The following is a 21,517-nucleotide window of genomic DNA, read 5'->3' as shown; positions in this document are numbered from 1 at the left end:
ATCATAATCAAACGAGCGATTTTTATTAGCTCGGTCAACACGTGTGGATATGGTCGTATCAGCTGTTCTTACCGCACTTGTTTTACTTCTACTATTCTTAAGATTATATGGGCCCAAGGCGTACCGGTTTGCTGCCTTGCTCGCATTCTGTGGTCACACATTTGTAGCAGTATTCATACTTCCTCGACTCCCATATGTATGGGACATCGGACAGTATCATAATGTTGCTATCAGTTTGATCAGTGGTGAGTTAGTCTCAGCGTCCTCCACAGTTACCACCTACGGTACATTTCAGGGATTACTCTACGTCTTCTTCCCGGCAGAGCCGGTGACCGCAGCGGTGTTCAACGGTCTCTTCGCCGTGCTGGTGTACATCCCGGTCGCCTATCTCTATCGGTCGCTCTACCCGTGGATGTCGGAACACAACTACGGAGTGATGGCACTAATACTCTATCTCCCGCTCCCGTTCCTCTTTTTCAGCCTCCCGATGCGGGACGCGCTCTCGGCGTTCAGTTTCCTCTCGTTCCTCGCGCTCGGAGTGTACGCATTTCGGGAACGGGACGTTGCGATGGGGTTAACCATGGTCCCCTTGTGGGCGATGGTTTTTCTGCTACGCCCTGAACTCGGCCTCGTCGGTCTCCTCGGATTCGGTGCGGCAGGGAGCGTCGATCTCATTCGGACACTCAAACTGGAATTATCGATCCCCTCGTTAGCGGTCGTTTTGGGTGGTCTCGGCGCGCTTGGGTTTGGCCTATTTGCAGAAGTACTGTATTCCTTCGAGCGTGTGAACGCAGAACTCGCCTACCGCGCACAGGGTGGCGCAGTTTACCTCGACGGGATGCAGTACAGCTCGTGGTTCGATTTTCTGCTTGCCGCGCCCGGGCGCGCGCTCTACTTCGTCTTCACGCCGTTTCCCCTCCACGTCGAATCGGTGTTTCACCTGCTCGCTTTTACCGCAGTCCCGATCGTGATCGTTCTGTTCGTCGGCGCGGTCCGGTCGCTGTACGAATGTGAGTTCGACGAGACGGTCGCGGTCCTCCTAATCGTCGTCTTCCTCGCCGGTTCCGCCGGCTACGGCGCGATCAACTCGAACTTCGGGACCGGGGTTCGGCACCGAATGACCTTCGAATTCATTCTCGTCGTCGTTGCTGCTCCCGTGATCGCGCGCTGGGAGCTACTCGTTCGTGAGTGGCTCGGTGTAGTTCCACGTCACGGCAACGAGTACGACGAACAGCAGCGCGAAGCTCAGGAATTGGACGGTCACGTGAAGGCCCGAGGAGAGTATCCGAACGAGGCTGGCGAGTAACCCCAGCCCGAGAAGCCCCACCAGTACACGCTCGTCGTTCAGTGCCCGAACCAGTAGACTCTGTTCAGCCCACTCGACAACCTGTGCCGAGACGCGATACAGAAGGGAGTTCTTGATGACCTCTACCGGGCTCAGCCCCATTACAAATTGACAGGAGGAGTGGTTACTTATGAGTTGTTCTCGGCGATCGACTGGAGAGTTCGAGTCGTACGCCCGACGGTATCCTCCCACTGATGGCTATCCGATGCGATCTGTCCAGATGTCTCATTAGGAGCTGTGATCGCTCCGAGGAGCACTTCTGCGAACGATCTGTCGTCGTCGTCCGCCACCACGTGGCCTCGCTCTCCGAGCATCGATGTGACTTGGTCCAGGTCACTCATCACGATGTCCAGTCCGCTCGCCATCGCCTCCAACACCGTCCGCGGTACGCCCTCCGCCCGACTCGGCAATACCAACACATCCCCGCTCCGGTACACCTTCGGCATCTCGTCGTAGGACACGTGCCCGAGGAACGTCACCGACTCTCCGATCCCCAACTCCGCCACCTGCGCCTCCAAGTCCTCACGTAACCCGCCCTTGCCACACAGGTACAGCTCCGCGTCCGGGTACTCGTCTAACACCTCCGCGAACGCCTCGACTGCTAACCACGGCTGTTTCCCGTCCGTGAACCGCCCGACGAACAACACCACCGGGCCTTCGGCATCGATCAACCCGCTCTCCGGGCCCTCCGGCGTGAACCGCTCCGTATCGATCCCGTTCGCGACGACCTCGATCCGCGAGCTCACGCCCAGCTCTCGCACGCGCTCTTTGTCCACGTCCGTATAGCAGAACACCACGTCCGCCTGATTGAACGTCCACCGCCCGACCGTCTTCAGATACAGCGTGAACAGTTGCTCGGGCGCGTTCTGGGTATACAAGCCGTGGTTCGTGATCGCCAACGGGATATCCCCCAGACGTCGTTTCAGCGCTGCGAGGTTCGTCACGAAGTAGCAGTGCGAGTGCGCGTGCATCACCTCGAACCCCCCGCTGTCGGCGTGCCACAGAAAGCGCGCCACCGCGGGCGAGACGTCGTTACCGAGCAGGGTCACGCCGGGGTCGACCCGGTAGATCGTATACCCGTGGGTCTCCTCGACCCGCGGCAGCGAGTCGTCCTCGCGCGTCGTCAGTACCGTCACTTCGTGACCCATCGCCGCCTGATCACGGCTCATCGCGTGGACATGGTAATCCCCGCCCCCTTTGGTGTCAGGGTAGATCCACGGCGCAACCCGAAGGATTCGCATCAACCCGGGCTACACCCGGCCTGTAAAGGAACGTTGCGATCCGGTGCGTCCAATCCACCCCATCACGCGCCGCCTGCGCCGCCCGGTTTGCCTGGGATATGACGCGGGATACCCCGGCGTCGCAAGCACAATGTGTCTGAGAAGTAAACTTTACACCCTTCGTGTCGGGGTGAACCACCTCGGAGTCAAGCTCCGAGGCTTCCCGTGGATTAGTCGGACACTCCCGCGACACCATCGGTCTGATAGCCTCGAACGGTGTCGTGGGTCACGGTCGGGGCGTCCACAGCCCCCGATGCCTGCCGTCGCACCTTCCGCACAGTGGGAAGGCTGTTGAGAGCAGGCACATTTCTATCGAGTTTCTTGATGCCTTTCACGGCGATATTGACGCTTGCACCACGGTCGCTGTGGTCTTGATGTTCACAGTCCTTACATTTGAACCGCTTTTTGTTTCGGTTCGCACGCTCTGTGTGTCCACAGATCGGACACCGTTGGCTCGTATACTCAGGGTTAATCCATGCAGTCGGAATCCCCTCGAAGGCGGCCTTGGACGACGTGTAGTATTGGAGGGCACGGAACGGGAGGTGGTGTAAGCGTCGATTCATGCGGACTCCATAGTCGATACTATCGCGCATGTCTTTGAGGTCTTCAAAGACAATACACGGCTTCTCGAACTGCTGGCTCCACTCCACGATGTGCCGAGACACCTTGTGGAGTCGGTCGTGGACAAAGCGTTCCTCACGCCCTTCGAGCGTGTCGTGGATGCTGTCTTTCCCCGCGTTCTGGACACGCATTCGCATCGTGAAGTAGCGGTGGCGCGCGAACTTGATCTCGGGGAAGTCGATAACCAACGTGTTTTCGACGCCATCTTCAGAAAGCGCGCTCAGGGCTACATTGTCCTCGTTCACGTCGACACCGACGAGCGTCCGTGAGTCGTACTTGTCTCGAACAGTCTGTTCGGTGTTGGTGACGTTAACATGTAGCTCAGGGTTGTCGCTGTGGAACAGGGCTTCTGCCGTCCCAATCTTCCACTCGTCACTTTCGAGCGCGGTCTTGAGAATGTCAAGGTGAGCGTCACTCCCTTCGAGAACGCCCTTGACGTGCTTGTACGGCTTCGCGCTGATGCGGAACGTCACGTCACGGTCGTCGGTGAGCGACAGATTGTACCCTTCCTCGTAGTTCGCACGAAGTGGGTAATAACCATCTTTGGTGTGACTCGGAAGTCCAAAGTCGTCGTACTCATAGTAATTCTCCATCGCACCAAGAGCCTTCGAGACGAGGCACTGAGTTGTGTTTTTTACAAGATTGGTGTCATCAGCTATGCGGCTGGAGATCGCGTCCCAGTCCACGTCCTGTTTGGCAAGGCGGATGCTTTCGTTGTACACCGAGCGAGCTTCGAGGGTAGCGTCGTACAACAGACTCTCGTTGTCACTCTGGATATTGAGTTGGAAGTCTAGTGTCTTGACGAGAGCCTGTGGGTCGCTCATTATTCGGATTCGTTGAGCGAATCGGTTACAAGTCCACGTACTACATCAGACTTAGTTTCGTCAACCTCTATACACTTCTTCGAGAACTTCTTGTACACGTCGTCCTCAAAGTCCACAGAGAGTCGTTTTGTCATTTCACAAATTTACTTATATACTGAAATCCTTAATATTTGCCCACATACTGGTTGGTTGGGTGAGAAGGGGTCAAGCCACACGGTGTAGAGCGTCAACTACCACTTCCTGTCGTCAATAGAGGATTTATTACCCACAAATCTTCGATTCTTGGACGACACGCGCCGAGCGAGATCGTGCGAACGGTAAGGAACATCACGGTGCGAAAAATGTGAGAACAGCACGAATCATTCTTACAGGAGTGTCTGTAGGGCGTGGGTTCTTGGGAGAATCGTACTACACGCGGACAGCGGGCAACGCTTCAGCCGAGACGATTGAGCTGTATACCGAGTATTCAGAACACACTTGGCGGAGCATACGATCTTCACCTCGGGGTCAAGTCTCGAACACTCGACCTGGTCCACTTGTAGATCCACGGCGCGACACGGAGAATTCGCATTACCGATGGTACCCGACGCCCGCGTACAAACGTACCGGTTCGGGTTAGTCACGTATCTTGTTAACCAACAACTGCTCTCAGATTGGCCCGATGTTGGTTAAGCGTGATCTGCCTACTCAGAGTAATCCACACAGAATCAGAAAACTACCGTTCAGCTGTCTGTACCAGTGTCTTCAGCTAAATCGTTATGTGCGTCCTCACCATCTTCATCAATATACTTCCAATTTTCAGTGTCCAGATGTCCTTTGAGATATGCCTCACCGTCTTCAGAGATCATATAGACACCATTACCTAAATTTTCGAGGAGGCCCTCTTCATCCAGTTTCTTACACCTCCGATCAACATGCTGTCTAGAGTAAGGTAGAGATGCCTCTGTAGTCATCTTCGTAGGTGTTGTCGGCTTATTCTCGTGAAGGAACTCCAAAATCCGATCGTCAAGAGAAGTCATCCACTTGCCTGAGTGCCTCATAGAGCACATATCCAATATCACAGTCTATAGTACGGACGAATAGCACTTATAAGCTATACAAAGCACATTTCAAACTACACCGTCAAATATATGTTACTAGAGACTAATCGTTATTGTACGGAACCCGAGTGACGAATCCTCGGCTCGTGAGAAAGTGTCGAAACCCCGGCTGCGGTGCTGGAACACCCACCCGGGACGGGTTCTGTGCCGCAACACAGAACCATGCTAACGCTGGCAACTGCGGGGCTTAAGCCCTGCGAGACGACTAGCGCATCGAACAGTACCACCTGTACTCTCTGTCCCACCGAGGCCGACGGGTACGACGCTACCCTAAACGCCCCACTCTGTACGACATGCGCTGAGACGCGCAACACTAACGAGAACACCGCGGAGGGGCACAATGAGTAGCCCTCACACCGAGTGCGACTCGACTAACTCAGTCGCCGACCTCTCAGCTGTCCACCGCGACCTGCTCTGGATACTCGCACAGACTGGCCCCTGTGAGAACCGTCACCTCCAGCAAGCACTCACCACCTACCACACCGACGACATCAACCACAGCCAAGTCTACGACGCACTAGAAGAACTCATCGAACGCGATTTCGTCACCATTGACGACACCACAACGTACCAACTCACGGAAGCAGCCCGACGCGCACTCTCCGCCCGGCAAGCGTGGCAAGCTGGCACCACCAACTCGAAGGAGGGCTCCAAATGACCCGCCCCACCGACAAGCTCCCTGATCGCCAGCAACTCGCGCGCATCCCGCTGGACACCCACCTCGCCTGCCAAGTCTGTGGACGTACCCTCAACGAGGGCGACGACATCACCGCATACGCCTACCGGGCTGCGGGCGAACCCGCGTACGCGATCGGCTACATCATGTGCGGGTCGGATACCCACGAACACCCGACGGTGTTTACCCGCGGTGTTCGCGAGTACGTCCTCACAGGCCACATCGGGACGTGTACGAACACCCACACCCAATCGACGACGGCCGTCCTGCTCGATCCCACCGCTGTCGTCACGAGCCCCACGACGACCACAGAACCTCACGTCCACGCGGACGCGCCAACCCCACGGGATCCAACTCACTCACCACACCAGGAGCCTCTCGCACTACTCAGTGCCGTCCGCGAGCGCGCTCGGTCTGATGGTGGCGCCTCCCACGAGGGCCCACAGTGATCCACCAGATCCTCACGCTCTGGTGATCACTAATGTGTTCCTGCCAGCCTGCGGCCCCTAGCCGAGGGATTCGGCTCGCTAGCCCCACAGGCGTTCCCACTGACGGGATTCGCTGTCCCGCGGTGTCACCGTGCCTGACCGAGTGGCTTCCGGACCTCCTCGAAAAGCTCACGCCGCACACCGAGCGCGCCATCCGCGATCACACCACCACCGAGGACCCGTGGCGGGCGAGCTCCCAACTGCTCACCCGTCTCCACCCGGAGTGGACCGACACAGACAAGACGTGGACCGACGACATCGCCGAAGCCGTCGCGTACATCCGCGCGATCACCGCGCGTGCGCTCACCTACGACACGGATACTGAGGCCCTGTCGGCGTACCATCAACAGCGCCGCGCGAACCTCACCGAGACCGTCACCGCGATCGGCACGGGCCGCGGCCCAGTGAACGCCAGCCTCGGCGCGCTCGCAAAGGGGCCGGTCGCACTCCATCGTGAACTCGACGCCCAGCCCACCGTCCTCACGCTCCAGTTGGACGGCGACGCGTGGACCTCCCTTACAGACCGCCGCACAGGCGTCCGCGCACTCGTGGCGATCGCCGTGCTCGCCGATGGGTTCGACGTCAGACTCGTCGTCTCCCCGAGAGTCCATCGACATCTCTCAAGACGGTATCCCACCTGGACCGAGTGTCACCTCGATCTTACCGCCAGCCGGGATCGGTCCCCCCACACCGACCACGACCAAACTGCTGCGGCCGCGTGGGAAGCCATCCGTGATCTCGACACCGAACCAGGGAAACGTCGGCTCCTCGGGAACCTCAACCCCGAGCACACCCGGAGCTACCGGGATCTCACCACCGACCATGCGATCGATGTCGCCGAGGGCACCATTAGCAGATACGTCCTCTATCTCGAAGACCGTGAGTTAGTCACGATCGACCGCCGTGGGAAGCACAACACCGTCCGACTCACCGAGCTCGGAGAGCGAGCCGTCCAGCAGTGTCTCGACGACACCTACGACCTCGTCCACCCGGATCAGCGACGGCTCGATGGGCATCTTACTGCGACCCCTCAGGAATCTACAAGTACAGTGTCGCCCCGCCGGGCAGGTGGGGAGATACCCACTCCCGACGAGTGGGTGGCGGCAACCGGCGACCCCGACGCAGACGCCGACTACGTCCAGTGGCTCACCGGCCCTGCAAACGCTCCAACCAACCTCCACGAGCGATTCGCCACCGTCGCCCACGACGATGCCATCACGCTCGTCGACGACCAGTTACACTCGTTCGACGACGGCCGTGTCGCGTACCTGAGCCACACCAACGATGAAACCCTTGTCGTCCTCCAGTGGGGTGGGCCTCTCGCCACCCTGGGACGTCTCGCGGGAGCCTTACTGAGCGAGCAAGCCCTCTCGAAAATCCTCTCCCCATCACGGCTCGGCCACGAATTCGAAGCGATCGACGACGACACCCAAGCGTATCCCGTCGAGCGCATCCTCCGCCGTGGCCACCAAGTCGGCTGGTACAGCGACGCCGAAACCACCTACGGAGCGTGGCGTGAGCGAATAACCACAGTTCGAGACTGCCTCCTCGCACAAGTCGCCGAACTCACGAACAGCGACGACACAGCGGCCCGCGCCAACCTCTTCGAAGATCTCCACGGCCTGATCGCCTCAGCGACCCAGCTGTATCACGCGGCCGGCATCGATCTCACGACCACCCTTAGAGTGCCCGATACCGACGCCATCGCACGCAACTCTACCCAACTGCAGGACCTCTGTGAGTTCCTCGCCAAAACGGCGCCCAAACAGTCCGTCTACGGAATTCACTCGGGCTACCGCATGCTGTTCGAAGACCGGCCCGCAAAGCTGTGCCGGCGACTCCCCGCCGAAACGGACCACGACGCGACGGTGGATCTCACCATGTCGTGGGTGGTTGCCGGCCCGACGATCACGGAACTCCACGACGAGATCACCGATACCCTCGCGAGCGAACTCACGACGGTCCGAGAAGCAATCGCCGACGGCACCGAAGCCGCACCGACACTCGAAATCCCGGTTGTCGACGGGACGACCTACCCCGCCATCCGGCGGGTGATCGACGAGGTCGCGATGACCCACGACGCCCAGTGGACACCCCGCGAGCGCCAGCGACTCGTGCGGCTCTGTCTACGCTCGTTCGGCCCGGCGGACACCTCAAGGGCGTGTCCGTACGACGTCGTGGTGAGCCTCCTGCGAGCGCTGAACGAGTCACCCACACCGACGCTGGGCGCAGTCGAGCGCGCCGCGGCCACACTCTCACCGGAGCGCTTCCGGCCCGAGCTCACGCCGACGGCGACGAAGCTGTACGCCACCCTACTGTGTGCCGACGGCCCACTCGGCCGCTCGGAGCTCATCGAGCAAGCAGGCATCTCCGCGAGCAGCTATGACCGTCGCCTGAGCGATGTCCGCGATCTCGATCGCGTCACGCCCGTCCAGCAAGGGGGCCACCGCCGGTGGACCACGACGAATCTGACGCCACCCCCGAAGACACCCCCTGTGACGGCGTGGCTCCCGGCGACCGGCGATCTGACCGCGCTGACGCTGGTGACGCATCGACAATCAACCACACCCGCCGGGCCGAACAGTCCTCCCCCAGGCCGCACCGGGAGAGACGATCGGGGTGGATGGGACAGACAGCCACCGATCTCGATCCCCGCCGAACCCGGCGGCGACGCCGATGACACCATACATCCGATGACGACCACCAACCAGAGCCGACAGCCGAACAGCCACGCCCACCAGCTCGCAGACACCCGAGACCACCCACACGACACCATGACACCGACATCACATCCGACGACAGCAGTCGCAACGCCACAAACACAGCTCCCGAACGGGGGTGACCAACAGTGAGCGACCAAACACTCGATCTCGAAACCACGATCAGACGCGATCGCCCGACAGCGACGGACGGAAGTATCCAGGTTAGCACCGACAGCACCGACGTCACCGAGGGATCGCGTGTCCTCCTCGGCTTCGGCGATGACCGTGAGGTCACCTTCACCGTCCTCACACCGACAGAAGCCCAAACGGTCGCGACAGCCCTCGAACAGGCAGCCCAGCAGGCAGCCGCCGCAGACACGCTCGAGGACCCAACCGATGAGTGACAACAGCCCTGATTTCACGGACGACATTGACACCGTAGGCACGCCCGACAACGCAGAACCGGACCACGATCCAACCAACGGTCGCTGGCTCGAGACTCGGGTCGCCAAGACACTCGAACAGTGGGGGTACAGGACAGCCCGCAACGAGTGCTGCTTCGGGCTCGAAACCGACGTAATTGCCCGACGGGACGACCTCCGTGGTGATCCTGACGATTTCCTCGTCATCGAGTGTAAAGACTGGCACCAAGTCCCGGTCCAGCGGGACGCCGTCGAAGCAGTCGCGCTGCGGGCCGCGCTCATGCGGGCAATGCCCGTCCTCGCTGTCTCCCGCCGCGTAACTGCGAGTGCGTGGCGGTTAGCCCAACTCCTCGACGTGCGGATTATGACCGAACAGGATCTCGACAAAGGCCAACTCCCGCCGCTGACCGAACGCCGGCCGCCGAGTGGAACGCTCCACGTACGGCGGGAACCGTTCATCCACGACGTGCGTGACCGGCTCCCGCTTCTGGTTCACCGTCGAAGCAGCCTCGATATCGAAGCCCCTGTCTTCCACATCGCGGATCACGGTCCGTGTTACGTGCCGGACCGAACGGGCAACGACGAGTACGTCAAGGCCGCCGACAGCGACTACGAGTTCGGGTAGGTACGGTGGTAGAGGGGGTACACGACCGTTCGTAGGGTATCCTGAATATGCCTCCTTACGGTCACACAAATCTGACCACCATGATACTTATATATTACAAACGCATACAAACACATACAGTTGGACTCATGCCCATCGATCTTCGAAGACACGACCCGGACGACGCGATCAATATCCGCCCGGGCACAAACAAAGCCGCAATCGTCAAACTCCTCTATCGGAATACGAACCTTGCGTACACGCCGGCAGAGATACAAAACGCACTTGATCTGCCGCGCGGCACCACGTCGACGACGCTATCTCGCCTCCATGATGACGGACTGATCGGCAAAACGAATGATGGTCTCTACCACGGACTTGAGCGACGGGATGACGTGAGGCGGTTCGCACGGAGCCTCGTTCAACTTGACGAGATGGCGGATCGGTACCCAGAACCGGGCCTCACTCCAGATGACGTTAAACAAACTGGTGCGGGCGCACGAAGATCGATTCCACGTGATCGCGCTGACACCGAAGAGGATCAGTCCGGGGAGGAACCAGCACCCGCGGACTGGGTCAACAGCACCGCTGCTCCTTCAACAACGGAGAGTAACACTGACGCTGACTCAGCGTCCGGTGACAGAGAGTAACACGATGGGATTAGACCGCATACCCCTCACATGACGTACTACTACCCGCAGGGCAGTCTCGTGTTTGCTGCGGATCCAACCGGGGCACATAGCAATCCGCGCCCAGTAATCGTGATATCCGATGCTGATCGGCCGTACGTTGAGCAAGAAGCCACGGTTGTATGCCTGACCACACAGGCCGAGTACTCATACGAGGTTACACGGTTGCCCGACGGCGTACTTGAAGGGGTGGAGCTGCGGAAGACGAGTTATGTGATGCCGTGGGCGATTTATACGATTCCACTATCGTCGATCCGAGATAATCTCCCGTCTGGGACCCTCACTGATGAGGGAATACAGCTTATTGCGGATGTGATTGATCAGATGGTCCGACCATAGGTAACGACAGCCCTGATTTCACGGACGAAATTGACACCGTGGGAACCCCCGACGGCGAGGATCCGGACCACGATCCAACCAACGGTCGCTGGCTCGAGACTCGGGTCGCCGAGACACTCGAACAGTGGGGGTACAGGACGGCCCGCAACGAGTACTGTTTCGGGCTCGAAACCGACGTAATTGCCCGACGGGACGACCTCCGTGGTGACCCTGATGATTTCCTCGTCGTCGAGTGTAAAGACTGGCACCAAGTCCCGGTCCAGCGGGACGCCGTCGAAGCAGTCGCGCTGCGGGCCGCGCTCATGCGGGCAATGCCCGTCCTCGCTTTCTCCCGCCGTGTCAGTGCGAGTGCGTGGCGGTTAGCCCAACTACTCGACGTGCGGATCGTCACCGAACAGGATCTCGACAAAGGCCAACTCCCGCCGCTGACCGAACGCCGGCCGCCGAGTGGAACGCTCCACGTACGGCGGGAACCGTTCATCCACGACGTGCGTGACCGGCTCCCGCTTCTGGTTCACCGTCGAAGCAGCCTCGATATCGAAGCCCCTGTCTTCCACATCGCGGATCACGGTCCGTGTTACGTGCCGGACCGGACGGGCAACGACGAGTACGTCAAGGCCGCCGACAGCGACTACGACTTTGGGTAAGAGCGGACGCTGGGGAGGTCACACCTCATCGGTGCCATAGACTTATTTAATTGTAATACCATCGTACTACCATGAAGTACGCGAGTGTCAGTGTCAAATTCCCGGTTGAATTAGATACCGAGATCGAGCGGTTCCTTGATGAGACAGGTATTTACACCAATAAAAGCGAGTTCATCAAGGAAGCCTGCCGGTCGCATCTTCGCGAACTTAATGACGACACAGCAATCACTGCGCTTCGCCTAGAGCAACTACTCGCGCAGGCTGAGCAGAGCCACCAATCAGATGCCGATATCGATGACGAGCTCACGGCACTCGGCGAGAAAGTCGATGCAGACGATCTTGAACGGGCCATCGAAGAGGCCCGTGAGGAAACGGCCACACAAGTGTACGGATCTGATTCGTGAAGATCCTTGACACGAATCTGTGGGTATTCGGTACACTGCGAACCAACGAACAGGCAACCGAATTGCTGACAGCAATCGATCGCGGTGAGACAACATCGGCGATTAGTGCGTATATGCTCCAAGAGGCGTTCGCCGCATTCGATCGCACGAAGGGCCTCTCTGCGGCAGAACGAGACGCTGTCAAAACCAATTTTGTGACACGCCTCACCCGGATGACGGGCCTTATCGAAGCGCCATCAAGTCGTGATGCGAGCGATGCGCTTCTTCGAGAACAGCGGTCGGCGCCCACAGTGCGAACACTGGCCCGCGTCTGTGGCATCCAGCCAAAAGACGTTCCAATCCTTGTGTTGGCGTTTGAGCACCGTGACCGCAAACCGACTATTCTCACGAATGATCAGTCCTTCGCAGAATTTGAGCCGGCAGCACACTCACTTCCTGAGATAACTATTACCCACATTTCCTGACCACACCAGCATGGTCTCTCACCCAACTACTTGATGTCCGAATCCTTACTATCGACGACCTCACCAAGGAGTCGCTCCCTCCACTGACCGAACATCGACCGCCGAGAGGAACGTTCCGCACCCGCCGAGAGCCGCACGTGAGCGAACTTCGAGATCGTGTGCCGCCGCTGTTTATCCGACAGAGTGATCTCAACATCGAGGCGTTGGTGTTCTTCGCTGGTGGGCAGGGCCCGGGTTACGCGCCGGATCGGTCGGGTAACGACGAGTATGTTGACGCCCACGACAGCGACTACGACTTCGGGTGAGAGCGGGCGCTTCCGGTCACATTACCACCAGTACCATTCGTCTTTAGTTAAGCTTGATAGTAATACAATCCCGAAAAGTATGCTTGTCAGTATTAGATGTAGGAGAAGCCACAGATGAGACACCAGTACCGGCGAGATCGAGCGATAAGCAACCATCACAAACGGCGTTTTCTTGCCGTATCTGGTGTGGCTGGGCCGTATTTGAGCGAAAACCACAGCTATCGAGTATTACTGAAGATATTAACTAAAGACGAATGCCACCAGTACCGTGTTGGAATGTGACTTGGCGGAATTCTTTTGTGATGATACGATGAGGATCCTCGTATGGAACCGAATGCTGATCAGTCACAGATACGCTCCGCTCTCAAGGATGTGGTCTGTGCTGATCCGGACATCGTCTTCGCCGTTGTATTCGGATCACAGCTTTCGGGAACAGTAACGCACTCATCAGATTTTGATATCGCGGTCAAGTTCACAGCAGACTGTTCTGAACGGGACCGGTTCAAAAAGCGGTGTGTACTGTCTGGTGAGCTCCAAGGAGAGGATCGCCCGTTCATCGACGTGTCCGATATTGACTCGCTCCCGCTGGATGTCGCACACGACGTGGTAAATGGCGAGCTACTCTGTGGCGATAAACAGGCCTTCGAGCAGTTCAAAACAGACATTGAGGCGGAATTTGACGAGCAACGTGAGACGCTTCGCCGGCACCAGCGTACGGTCATCGATCGGATAGCGGAGGATGGATTGCGTGGTTGACGAACGCGTCGTTGCGGTCAAGCTCGAACAGATCGAACAGTACTACGCCAACCTCAACGCGAAACTTTCCCGTCGAGAGTTCCTCTCGAGTGAATCGCCTCGGAGTCAAGCCCCGAGACAGTCGCCTCGAACCGCCTGTACAGCTACGACTCGGTGGGGCGTGGTGCGTTCTCGTACTTGACCATCTTCTCAGACTTGTCTGTGATTGTCTCGTAGATTTGTTGGAGCGTCTCTTCGGCTGCAAGGAGGTTGTGACCGTCGAGGAACTCCCGCCCTTCCGTAGTGAGGCCGTAGAATTTCCACGGGTACCCTTGTCGACGTTCGTCGGCGTCGAGGGCGACTTCGTTGACCATACCAGCGTCGATCAGTTTCTGGATGTGTTTGTAGACGGTGGCGTCGCTGACGCTGGGATTGAGCTCCTCAAGTTCGTACATCGATGGAAGCTGATCGGGATGTTGGAGGATGTTGTTGATGAGGGAAAATCGCGTCTGCTGGGTGACGAAGTGGACGAGTTCACGCGACTCCATCTCTTCAGCAGTCCCAAGTTCGGTGCTCATACCGTACAGTACACGACGTGGCGACAAGTAGTTTACTCTCGAGTAAATCACGCTACGACAACCCAAAGTACTTGAAAAGGTAATTTACGACATAAACTATATCTCTCTACTATGAAAACCTCACAGTATGCCTGATGAGGAGTCGCCGGTTCCTGGTGACGTTCTCAAAAGTGCCAAAGACCAGCTTGATCAGGAGGAGATATCGCTAGCTGACAATGAGGAAGTTCTCCACGCCTTGAGCGAGTTGACGCCGGCCTACGAGAACGATCGGTCGTACTTCGTCCTTGGGAACTATGATCGAGATCCGATCCGACGGCTGAACTTAGTGGTGAACTGCCTCGGGGTCAAGCCCCGAGGCTTCTTCCTGCGGCTTAGCGTAACACTCCCGCGCCACTCTCGGTCTGGTGACCTCCAACGAGTGACGGGGTCGCAGTCGGGCGGTCCACACGCCCCGATGCCTCTCGTCGCACCTGCTGGAATCCCGGCAGGATCTTGAGAAGAGGCACATTTCTCTCTTCTTTCGACATCCACTTTTTCGCGATACTGATGCCAGCACCACGATCTGCGTGGTCCTGGCACCCGCACACAACACACTTGAATCGCTTCCCACGCCGATTCGCTCGGACTCGGTGTTCGCACTCCGTTCTCGGACACTCTTGGGACGTGTACTCTGGATCAACCGCATCTGACGGGATGCCCTCCCATGCCGCTTTGTACGTGATGTACGACCGAAGCTTGGCGAACGGAAGCGAGTGTAGCCGCCGGTTCATTCGAGTCCCATACTCGATGTCTTCACGCATGTCGGTCAAGTCCTCAAAGACCATGATCGGATTTTCGAACTGACTGACCCACTCCACAACGCCGTGTGATATTTTGTGGAGTTGGTCGTGAACGTACCGCTTTTCACGGTCTTGAAGAACTGTCTCGAACGCGGTTTGTCCGTTCTGTTGCATTCGCTTCCGTATCGTGAAGAACTCGTGACGGCGTTCCTTGATCCGTGTGTAGTCGATGATCACGGAGGCAATGATATCGTCTTCGTCCAATACGGCGAGCGCAACACAGTCCTCGTTGATGTCCACGCCAACAACGGTCTGAGCGTCCTCTTTGGGAGCTACGTCAGCAGTTGTCCGCGTGACGTTCACGTGTAGTTCGTGGCCGCCGTCTACGGGAACGACTTCTGCGGTACCGACACGCCATTCGTCATCTTCATCTTGAAGTGCGGTTTGGAGTTGTTCCACGTGATCGGGACTGCCCGTGAGAACGCCGCGAACGTGGTTGTGTTTGAGTGCACTAACTCTGAAGTGGATGTCGTTGGTGTCCCCGTCAAGAGATAGGTCGTATCCCTCTCCGTGATTCATCCGAATGGGGAATGGTTCGCGAACGTTGTTGTTGGGGCGTCCGTAGTTGTGATCCTCGTCGCCGTAGTATTCTCGGAGTGCGGTGGTCGCTTTGGCGACGAGTCGTTGAGTGGTGTTTTGGACGTGGTCGCTGCGGTCAACGACGGCGTCTTCGATGTCGTCCCAATCCCAGCCTTCCTTGTCGAGACGGAAGATCTCGTTGACGACTCGTCGGGATTCGAGTGTGCCGTCTGTTAGGAGGGATGGATCGCCCTCTCGAATGTCGAGCTGGAAATCGAGAGTGTGGGTGAGTCCATCCGCTTCCATGGTCAATTATACGAGATGTTGTCTTCTAAAGCTACCGGCTTCTGTTGTTTGTGTAGTGTTTGTCGGCATTCACCCTCGGGGTCAAGCCCCGAGGCACTCTGCCTCGAACTCTGTAGACCGTCTCAACCGTCGCACCGATGCGTACGCGTTCCGAATGGTCGATATCCGTGGAGAATGGGACAACAGCATCCAAAAATTCTGTCTGATTGCGGATATCGTGACGCATCTCGTCGGTGTCGCCGAGAAGGAGCCAAGTGACTTCCTCGTCGAACAGGGATTGCTCGTCGGGACGACTGAGTACTTCTCAAAAAGTCATGTTCTCAAGCGGACGTACGAGGATGAGGAGCATCCGTTTGGCTGGATGCAAGACGGTGTCTTCGAACTATTTGACCAGGAGGAACGGCTCTATTGCTGGCGGACCGAGGAGGATCTCGTTGAGGTGGCGAGCAAACTACCTTGATGTTCTCGACGCCGTCAAGGATGTCATCGAGATGATCCAAAGCCGCTGTCATACGGTGACGAGCTCGTCACGGACACGAGTCTCAATCCGTGGCTTCAACGAGTCTTTCGTCACGAGGTTGACCTCAATACCAAACTCCTCCGCCAGTTCGTTTTCCAATCGAACGAGATCGAATAACGTTACTGGCTTGTCGAACGCGACAAGTATATCGAGATCACTATCAGATTCTTGTTCACCACGGGCATACGATCCGAAGATACCCAACTCGCTGATCGGATACTCCTGCTCAAGTTTCGGCGTCAACGACCCCACCCTACTTCACTCGGTCTAGCGACCTCGTTCGTTGAGGGTGGGGCTTGTCAGTGATCTCGGCCTCTAACCCATAGAGGTGAGGGCTGTATGCCCTAACTCGGCGTCCGCGATCCTGACTTCAGAGCGTATTGACTGACACTCCTCCCACAGGGCGGCTGATGGCCCCGCCGGAGATACAGTTCTGCCACGTTCTTCGCTGCGTTGTAATCGGCGTGATTCTGTTTCCCGCAGTGACGGCACTCGAAGGCTTCGCTGTGGCGGTTCTTACCATGGACGAACCCGCACTCGTTGCACCGCTTGGATGTGTTTCGTGGGTCGATTGTATCCACGAACAACCCCTCGTACTCGGCTTTATACTCAACGAAATCCTTGAGCTTCCGGAAGGCCCACTCCGAGTGCCATTGCGCGAACGGCAAGTCGTCACGGATGTCACTGAGGTCTTCGAGGATGATCCCAGCGCAGTCGTGGGCGAGGGCTTCTTCGACAATCCCATTCGCTACACTGTGGAGGACGTGCTTTACGTACCGCTGTTCGCGGCCCGATAGCTGCTCAATCGTGCGATGGGCCGACTGCGTGCCTGTCCCCTGTAGTTCACCACGGACACGCTCACACTCGCGGCGATAGTGGTTCAGCTCACCAGCACCGAAGAATCGTGCCGTACTGGTGACGGCGATCTGGTTGACGCCAAAGTCAACACCCAGTACCGCTCCGTACTCCGTCGTTGACTCATCAGCGTCTTGTTTTGGCGTTCGATACCCGAGGTGGATGTACCACTCACCGTTACGGTAATGTAGCGTGGACTCAGTGTACTCCCACTCATCATCGGTGAGATAGTCGTACTGGTATCCATCCGGGTTCTCCGGTAGTGCGAGATCCGCGTGGACCCTGGAGTGGTCGCCTAGCGTCGTGAGCGTAATCTTCCCTTGGTCGGGAAAGACGGTGAGTGTTCGCCGGTCAAAGACCATCGACCGGCTGGTGAACTGCGGTTGTGTGGCCGTCTTATCCTGTTTTCGGCGTTCGATGCAGGACTTAATCACCCCAGCAACCTCATGACAGGCGAGCGTAGCGTGTTGGTCGCCCAGCTCGGTTTCCTTCTTGATCGTTTCCTTAGCGTGATTTCTGACATCGGACTTGGTGTGGCAGGTTTCCCATGCGAGGTCGCTGCCAATATTGCAGCCGTCGCGCCACTCGTCAATGGTATCGAGTAGCAGTTGCGCATCCTCGGCTGAACGAAGCTCAAGCCGGGTAATGAGCGTGCGACGGTGGTACTTGTCGTCCGACGCCATATATTCAATAAAGTGCTAACAGTATCTATATTCTGTGGTGTCGGCTCCTCCCCTCCCTACTCGCTCCCCTTCGGTCGCTCCTTGAGGAAGGGGACTCCGCCTTGTGATTAGTTGATCACGACGATGTATACGCCGCACTACAAGACCTCGAACGCTATCGGGACTTCCTACACGACGTACAGGCGTATCTCAACGAGATCGATGCGCTGTAGCTGATGAGCTATTTTGCGACCCAATTGGCGAGTTCGGGAAAACACTCGAGACAGTATTCCACCACCATCCCACGCTCGATTACGTCCGAGACAGTCTGGGCATCACGCTGTAGTTGGTCTCGCGGATCCTCGTCGGTCTCGTCGAACACATCGAATCCCAACTCACGCTCGTAGCCACAGGGAGGATTTTCGGCTCGGTGGACGATCGACGGTCCTGACTTTTGTGCCGCAGTATACTGACTATCGATCTCTACCGGTGTCGAAAGGATTTCTTCACCAACAGAGTCACGTATGGCCGGTAGTTGGTCGGGCTGAATTTCACGAAGCTCCGAGACGTGATCCATCGCGGGCTCGAACCCCATCGCGTCATCGAACGATCCATAGTCACACCGCCGCACGGGCATATACGAGAGCCGAAGACGATCCGCCGCAGATCCGACTTGTTGGCGAATGGCGCGTGCCCGATACAGCATCGACGTGTACGTCTCGTGGACAGAGTCGACATTCCAGGACGCGCTCATATCGCGCCGTATCTGGACGAGAAACACCGCACCTTCGACACCGGACTCGGTCAACAGCCCACCGTCCCCTCGTTCTTTCGACAGGCGCATTTCTGTCGCGTACGCTGGGAAACACTCAGAACACGGAGACAGGTCTCGGTTAAGCGCTTCCTCGTGTGTTAGATAGAGGTATCGTGACTCCGTCGAGACATCAGAGTGCTGTGCTGTCGTCACTCGTACCCCGGATTCGGTGACGAGTTCGCCCGTCTCCACGGCTGGCGGATCCCCGTCTGTTATCCGAGTAGCATTGTGGAACCCATGGAACGTGTCCAACTTAGGAGATCCATCGTCATCGTACCTGTGCCACCACTCAACGGCTACAGGGTCATCCGGTGCGGGCGTGTCCTCATTTAATGGGGGTAATTCAGCCGGTTCAGGGGTGTTGTATGTCATTATTGTGGGCCTCGTTCGCGGGAATTGTAAACCAGCGCGGATCGATGATTCGCAGCTGTTCGCGCTCCCCAGCTAGGTGGCATACGCTCGGTCTACTTGTTGCGTGAGATCTCGACGAGCTGGCCGTCAGTGAATTTCGCGTCGAGACTGACGTAGTCACCATCGATAGATCGGTGGAATTCGAATGTGCCGTGATATGCCGTATCCGACCACCCGTGGTGGATCTTCCGCATACTTCCCCGGCCCGTTCGATCTCGGTGTCAAATCCATCTGTCTCCTCGTTGTACCCGGGACGTTCTTCCTCAGGGACGTGCTCATACTCGGTGTCCTGCTTCAACAACCGCCCCGCTGACGTGACCTTGTAGTTCTCCAGCATCGGCTGGTGACGTGTGAGCGATTTCGTCTGCCACGTGATCTCGAATGGATCGGCACCGATATCTGGGAATGCTACATCCAGGCCGTCTTCGAACGTTAATCGATCGAATAATCCCATTAGCACACTTCAGAGAACCTAGCGGTCAGTTCCACATTCAACCTGTACTCTGCGATGCGAAATTGTCGAAGCGACATGGTGTACCCGACGGGGATGTCCCACTTTGTTGTACCCGCTACAAATAAACAAGACGAATGCCCCGGGGCGCGATCTCAAGACGATTCACAGCGCTGTCGGATTCGGTGCTCCAGTTCAGTTTGTATCTCCCGATTGGGATGTAGGAGTTGGCAGTTCAGGCTCCTGTGAGATATGACGAGACGACGAGACACATCCACACGGAGTGTGGATCTCGATAGGCTGTACCATGCGGATTCAACTAGACAGGACGGAGACTCCCCCGAGTACGTTTTCGGGTTTGAGGTTCGGTTCACGATCCAGCGAGGGCCACGCCGTCGCTTCCGGTTCGAACCCAGACAGAGCGGGCCTGGTTGGTGGCGCTTCGAAAACGAGTGGGTCGGCTGTCGCTGGCGGCCAGTCGGCCGTGAAGTCGTTGATCACGTCGATCTCCGAGTCACACTAGCCGATCAGAGAGGTCCCCATGAGCGGTGACGGCCCATACGACGGGCCGGGCGAGGACGAAGACCTCCCGCTGTATCGCGAGACAGATCTGTTCTATCTGCTGAGCCACCACCGCAAGCGCACCGTCGTGCTCACGCTCGCCGTAGCGCCGTGGAGTCGCGTCCACCTGCGGCAACTCGCAGAGATGCTTACGCTCCTGGAAGCGGATGCGGAACACCAAACGCTCTCGACAGCGCAAGTACGGACGGTCAGAACGAACCTCAAGCGGTCACATCTCCCACCGCTCATCCGAACTAGCGTTATCGCCTGGGACGACGAGCAGGCGGACGTCATCGTCCCTGGTCCGGCGTTCGCGAGCGCCCTCCACACGCACACAACGGCTGGGCATTCGCTGGCACGCTCGCCAGACGATTTATGACCAATCCTGACAACCAACATGTATGAGTGGTATCGAGCTTCGAGATGAGACGCTCTCTGTCGACCGTGCACTGAACCAACTTGATGAGCTGGCTATCGCGTTTTCAGATATCCTTGATCAGGTCGGAATTGAGCACGTCTACATTGCGGGATACGTCTCGATTCTTGCTGGCCGAGCACGCTCAACCGAAGATGTCGATGTACTGATCGAGCCGATTGATGAGGCGACAGCAGACACTCTCACAACACATCTTGAGGCGGAGAACTTCTGGGGACCAGCAATGCCGCTGTCATCACTGTACAGTATGCTTGAGAACGGCGATCCAGTCTGGGTTGCGCCAACGGATCAAATCACCCCGCATCTCGAAGTGAAAACGGTCCGCGATGAGTTCGATCAGGCATCGCTTTCGCAGGCGATCACCGCACAGATCGGGTCCACATCGATTCCAATCGGGCCACTCGAACTCCAAATCGCGTACAAACTACATCTCGGCGCACAGAAAGACATTGAAGACGCCGTCCACCTGTATACCCTCTTCGAGGAAACACTTAGTGCGGCCCGCCTCGAACGATGGGCACAGCGACTCGACGTTGAGGCCGAATATGAGCGACTCACTCAAGCCTGACACTCTCGACGCGAAACACGATGGTGACTGGCAGCAGCGCATCACCGCGATCAAACGCTGGGTGGCGTATATCAACGCAGAGCCACCGGAAACGTGGGGGCCACAGCAGAACGCAGTGGTCAATGGACAGCTCACTGCTGCCCAACACGTCGCAACCTCAGCAGCCCATCAACAACACGTGACAGCAGTTGCCCAAGAGATTCGTGATCTTCAGGAGAGCGACACCGAGACATCGACCGTACGAGACGATCACGACTGATCAAGCGACCGATCAGGTGACACGAGTCGCTCGTGACGACCAACGTTATCCTCCCCGGCCGGAATAACGTCCTCTCAAGAACGATGTGGTAGC

The 21,517-nt window shown here is 57.6% G+C and carries 24 protein-coding genes and 2 pseudogenes; 18 read left to right on the top strand and 8 right to left on the bottom strand.

Features of this window, described 5'->3' with window-relative positions:
• The first annotated feature begins 49 nt into the window (after window positions 1–49).
• The gene (locus EXE52_RS03985) at window positions 50–1,306 is read left to right on the top strand and encodes a hypothetical protein (RefSeq protein ID WP_137703458.1); all 1,257 of its coding nucleotides are present in this window, start codon (window positions 50–52) and stop codon (window positions 1,304–1,306) included.
• A gap of 167 nt (window positions 1,307–1,473) precedes the next feature.
• Here the strand turns inward: EXE52_RS03985 and EXE52_RS03980 are convergent, their stop codons facing one another.
• The 3 genes from EXE52_RS03980 to EXE52_RS03970 form a co-directional block, all read right to left on the bottom strand.
• Window positions 1,474–2,586 (bottom strand): glycosyltransferase family 4 protein, encoded by a 1,113-nt coding sequence (locus EXE52_RS03980; RefSeq protein ID WP_137703457.1) that lies wholly within the window; start codon window positions 2,584–2,586, stop codon window positions 1,474–1,476.
• Between the two features lie 209 nt (window positions 2,587–2,795).
• Window positions 2,796–4,070, bottom strand: a complete 1,275-nt coding sequence (locus EXE52_RS03975) for an RNA-guided endonuclease TnpB family protein (protein ID WP_137703456.1) — start codon at window positions 4,068–4,070, stop codon at window positions 2,796–2,798.
• A gap of 722 nt (window positions 4,071–4,792) precedes the next feature.
• Entirely contained in the window at window positions 4,793–5,110 is a 318-nt protein-coding gene (locus tag EXE52_RS03970; RefSeq protein ID WP_137703487.1) for a MarR family transcriptional regulator, read from the bottom strand.
• Window positions 5,111–5,510: 400 nt separating this feature from the next.
• Here EXE52_RS03970 and EXE52_RS03965 point away from each other — a divergent pair, with 400 nt between their 5' ends.
• The 12 genes from EXE52_RS03965 to EXE52_RS03915 all read left to right on the top strand — a co-directional run bounded on the left by EXE52_RS03965 (window position 5,511) and on the right by EXE52_RS03915 (window position 13,666).
• Complete coding sequence (locus EXE52_RS03965; protein ID WP_137703455.1) at window positions 5,511–5,828, top strand: helix-turn-helix transcriptional regulator; 318 nt, start codon at window positions 5,511–5,513, stop codon at window positions 5,826–5,828.
• Window positions 5,825–6,295, top strand: a complete 471-nt coding sequence (locus EXE52_RS03960) for a hypothetical protein (RefSeq protein ID WP_137703454.1) — start codon at window positions 5,825–5,827, stop codon at window positions 6,293–6,295. The genes EXE52_RS03965 and EXE52_RS03960 overlap by 4 nt, the downstream gene beginning before the upstream one ends.
• Before the next feature lie 32 nt (window positions 6,296–6,327).
• On the top strand, window positions 6,328–9,186 hold the full coding sequence (locus EXE52_RS03955) for a helix-turn-helix transcriptional regulator (protein ID WP_137703453.1): 2,859 nt from the start codon (window positions 6,328–6,330) through the stop codon (window positions 9,184–9,186).
• Entirely contained in the window at window positions 9,183–9,440 is a 258-nt protein-coding gene (locus tag EXE52_RS03950) for a hypothetical protein (protein ID WP_137703452.1), read from the top strand. The genes EXE52_RS03955 and EXE52_RS03950 overlap by 4 nt, the downstream gene beginning before the upstream one ends.
• Complete coding sequence (locus EXE52_RS18235) at window positions 9,433–10,083, top strand: restriction endonuclease (protein WP_158413984.1); 651 nt, start codon at window positions 9,433–9,435, stop codon at window positions 10,081–10,083. The genes EXE52_RS03950 and EXE52_RS18235 overlap by 8 nt, the downstream gene beginning before the upstream one ends.
• Before the next feature lie 128 nt (window positions 10,084–10,211).
• Window positions 10,212–10,712 (top strand): BlaI/MecI/CopY family transcriptional regulator, encoded by a 501-nt coding sequence (locus tag EXE52_RS03940; protein WP_137703450.1) that lies wholly within the window; start codon window positions 10,212–10,214, stop codon window positions 10,710–10,712.
• A gap of 30 nt (window positions 10,713–10,742) precedes the next feature.
• Window positions 10,743–11,090 (top strand): type II toxin-antitoxin system PemK/MazF family toxin, encoded by a 348-nt coding sequence (locus EXE52_RS19105; protein ID WP_158293615.1) that lies wholly within the window; start codon window positions 10,743–10,745, stop codon window positions 11,088–11,090.
• A 38-nt stretch (window positions 11,091–11,128) separates the two neighbouring features.
• On the top strand, window positions 11,129–11,737 hold the full coding sequence (locus tag EXE52_RS18430) for a restriction endonuclease (protein WP_199239132.1): 609 nt from the start codon (window positions 11,129–11,131) through the stop codon (window positions 11,735–11,737).
• A gap of 71 nt (window positions 11,738–11,808) precedes the next feature.
• Window positions 11,809–12,141, top strand: a complete 333-nt coding sequence (locus EXE52_RS03925) for a ribbon-helix-helix domain-containing protein (protein ID WP_089309126.1) — start codon at window positions 11,809–11,811, stop codon at window positions 12,139–12,141.
• Window positions 12,138–12,605 (top strand): hypothetical protein, encoded by a 468-nt coding sequence (locus EXE52_RS03920; RefSeq protein WP_089309125.1) that lies wholly within the window; start codon window positions 12,138–12,140, stop codon window positions 12,603–12,605. The genes EXE52_RS03925 and EXE52_RS03920 overlap by 4 nt, the downstream gene beginning before the upstream one ends.
• A 137-nt stretch (window positions 12,606–12,742) precedes the next feature.
• The gene (locus EXE52_RS18225; RefSeq protein ID WP_158228702.1) at window positions 12,743–12,910 is read left to right on the top strand and encodes a hypothetical protein; all 168 of its coding nucleotides are present in this window, start codon (window positions 12,743–12,745) and stop codon (window positions 12,908–12,910) included.
• 324 nt (window positions 12,911–13,234) lie between these two features.
• The gene (locus EXE52_RS03915) at window positions 13,235–13,666 is read left to right on the top strand and encodes a nucleotidyltransferase domain-containing protein (protein WP_158228701.1); all 432 of its coding nucleotides are present in this window, start codon (window positions 13,235–13,237) and stop codon (window positions 13,664–13,666) included.
• A 143-nt stretch (window positions 13,667–13,809) separates the two neighbouring features.
• On the opposite strand, the gene EXE52_RS03910 is transcribed toward EXE52_RS03915, so the two are convergent.
• Window positions 13,810–14,223: a PadR family transcriptional regulator gene (locus EXE52_RS03910; RefSeq protein WP_089309124.1), complete on the bottom strand. Its 414-nt coding sequence runs from the start codon at window positions 14,221–14,223 to the stop codon at window positions 13,810–13,812.
• A gap of 127 nt (window positions 14,224–14,350) precedes the next feature.
• Here EXE52_RS03910 and EXE52_RS19090 point away from each other — a divergent pair.
• Window positions 14,351–14,596 (top strand): annotated as a pseudogene (locus EXE52_RS19090) (hypothetical protein); the annotation flags it as partial.
• Here EXE52_RS19090 and EXE52_RS03900 read toward each other — a convergent pair.
• Complete coding sequence (locus EXE52_RS03900) at window positions 14,595–15,887, bottom strand: RNA-guided endonuclease TnpB family protein (RefSeq protein WP_089309123.1); 1,293 nt, start codon at window positions 15,885–15,887, stop codon at window positions 14,595–14,597. The pseudogene EXE52_RS19090 and the gene EXE52_RS03900 sit on opposite strands and share 2 nt — an antisense overlap.
• 112 nt (window positions 15,888–15,999) lie before the next feature.
• Between EXE52_RS03900 and EXE52_RS03895 the strand changes: the two are divergent.
• A pseudogene (locus EXE52_RS03895) lies at window positions 16,000–16,347 on the top strand (hypothetical protein); the annotation flags it as partial.
• Between the two features lie 48 nt (window positions 16,348–16,395).
• Here EXE52_RS03895 and EXE52_RS03890 read toward each other — a convergent pair.
• From EXE52_RS03890 to EXE52_RS03880, 3 genes are all read right to left on the bottom strand, one after another.
• Complete coding sequence (locus tag EXE52_RS03890) at window positions 16,396–16,659, bottom strand: nucleotidyltransferase family protein (protein WP_089309122.1); 264 nt, start codon at window positions 16,657–16,659, stop codon at window positions 16,396–16,398.
• A gap of 92 nt (window positions 16,660–16,751) precedes the next feature.
• Window positions 16,752–17,945 carry an RNA-guided endonuclease TnpB family protein gene (locus tag EXE52_RS03885; RefSeq protein ID WP_089309121.1) on the bottom strand — a complete coding sequence of 398 codons (1,194 nt, stop codon included), beginning with the start codon at window positions 17,943–17,945 and terminating at the stop codon, window positions 16,752–16,754.
• Between the two features lie 220 nt (window positions 17,946–18,165).
• Window positions 18,166–19,110 (bottom strand): hypothetical protein, encoded by a 945-nt coding sequence (locus EXE52_RS03880; RefSeq protein ID WP_089309120.1) that lies wholly within the window; start codon window positions 19,108–19,110, stop codon window positions 18,166–18,168.
• Window positions 19,111–20,141: 1,031 nt separating this feature from the next.
• On the opposite strand from EXE52_RS03880, the gene EXE52_RS03870 reads away from it, so the two are divergent.
• The 3 genes from EXE52_RS03870 to EXE52_RS03860 are packed head-to-tail and all read left to right on the top strand — an operon-like array spanning window position 20,142 to window position 21,424.
• The gene (locus tag EXE52_RS03870; protein WP_089309118.1) at window positions 20,142–20,540 is read left to right on the top strand and encodes a hypothetical protein; all 399 of its coding nucleotides are present in this window, start codon (window positions 20,142–20,144) and stop codon (window positions 20,538–20,540) included.
• A gap of 22 nt (window positions 20,541–20,562) precedes the next feature.
• Complete coding sequence (locus tag EXE52_RS03865; protein WP_089309117.1) at window positions 20,563–21,165, top strand: hypothetical protein; 603 nt, start codon at window positions 20,563–20,565, stop codon at window positions 21,163–21,165.
• The gene (locus tag EXE52_RS03860) at window positions 21,143–21,424 is read left to right on the top strand and encodes a hypothetical protein (RefSeq protein ID WP_089309116.1); all 282 of its coding nucleotides are present in this window, start codon (window positions 21,143–21,145) and stop codon (window positions 21,422–21,424) included. The genes EXE52_RS03865 and EXE52_RS03860 overlap by 23 nt, the downstream gene beginning before the upstream one ends.
• Window positions 21,425–21,517: the final 93 nt, after the last annotated feature.

Source organism: Halorubrum sp. CGM4_25_10-8A, from assembly GCF_005435025.1.
Classification (GTDB): domain Archaea; phylum Halobacteriota; class Halobacteria; order Halobacteriales; family Haloferacaceae; genus Halorubrum; species Halorubrum ezzemoulense.
The sequence above is the reverse complement of the archived record's forward strand: the minus strand, read 5'-3'. Positions and strand labels throughout refer to the sequence as shown.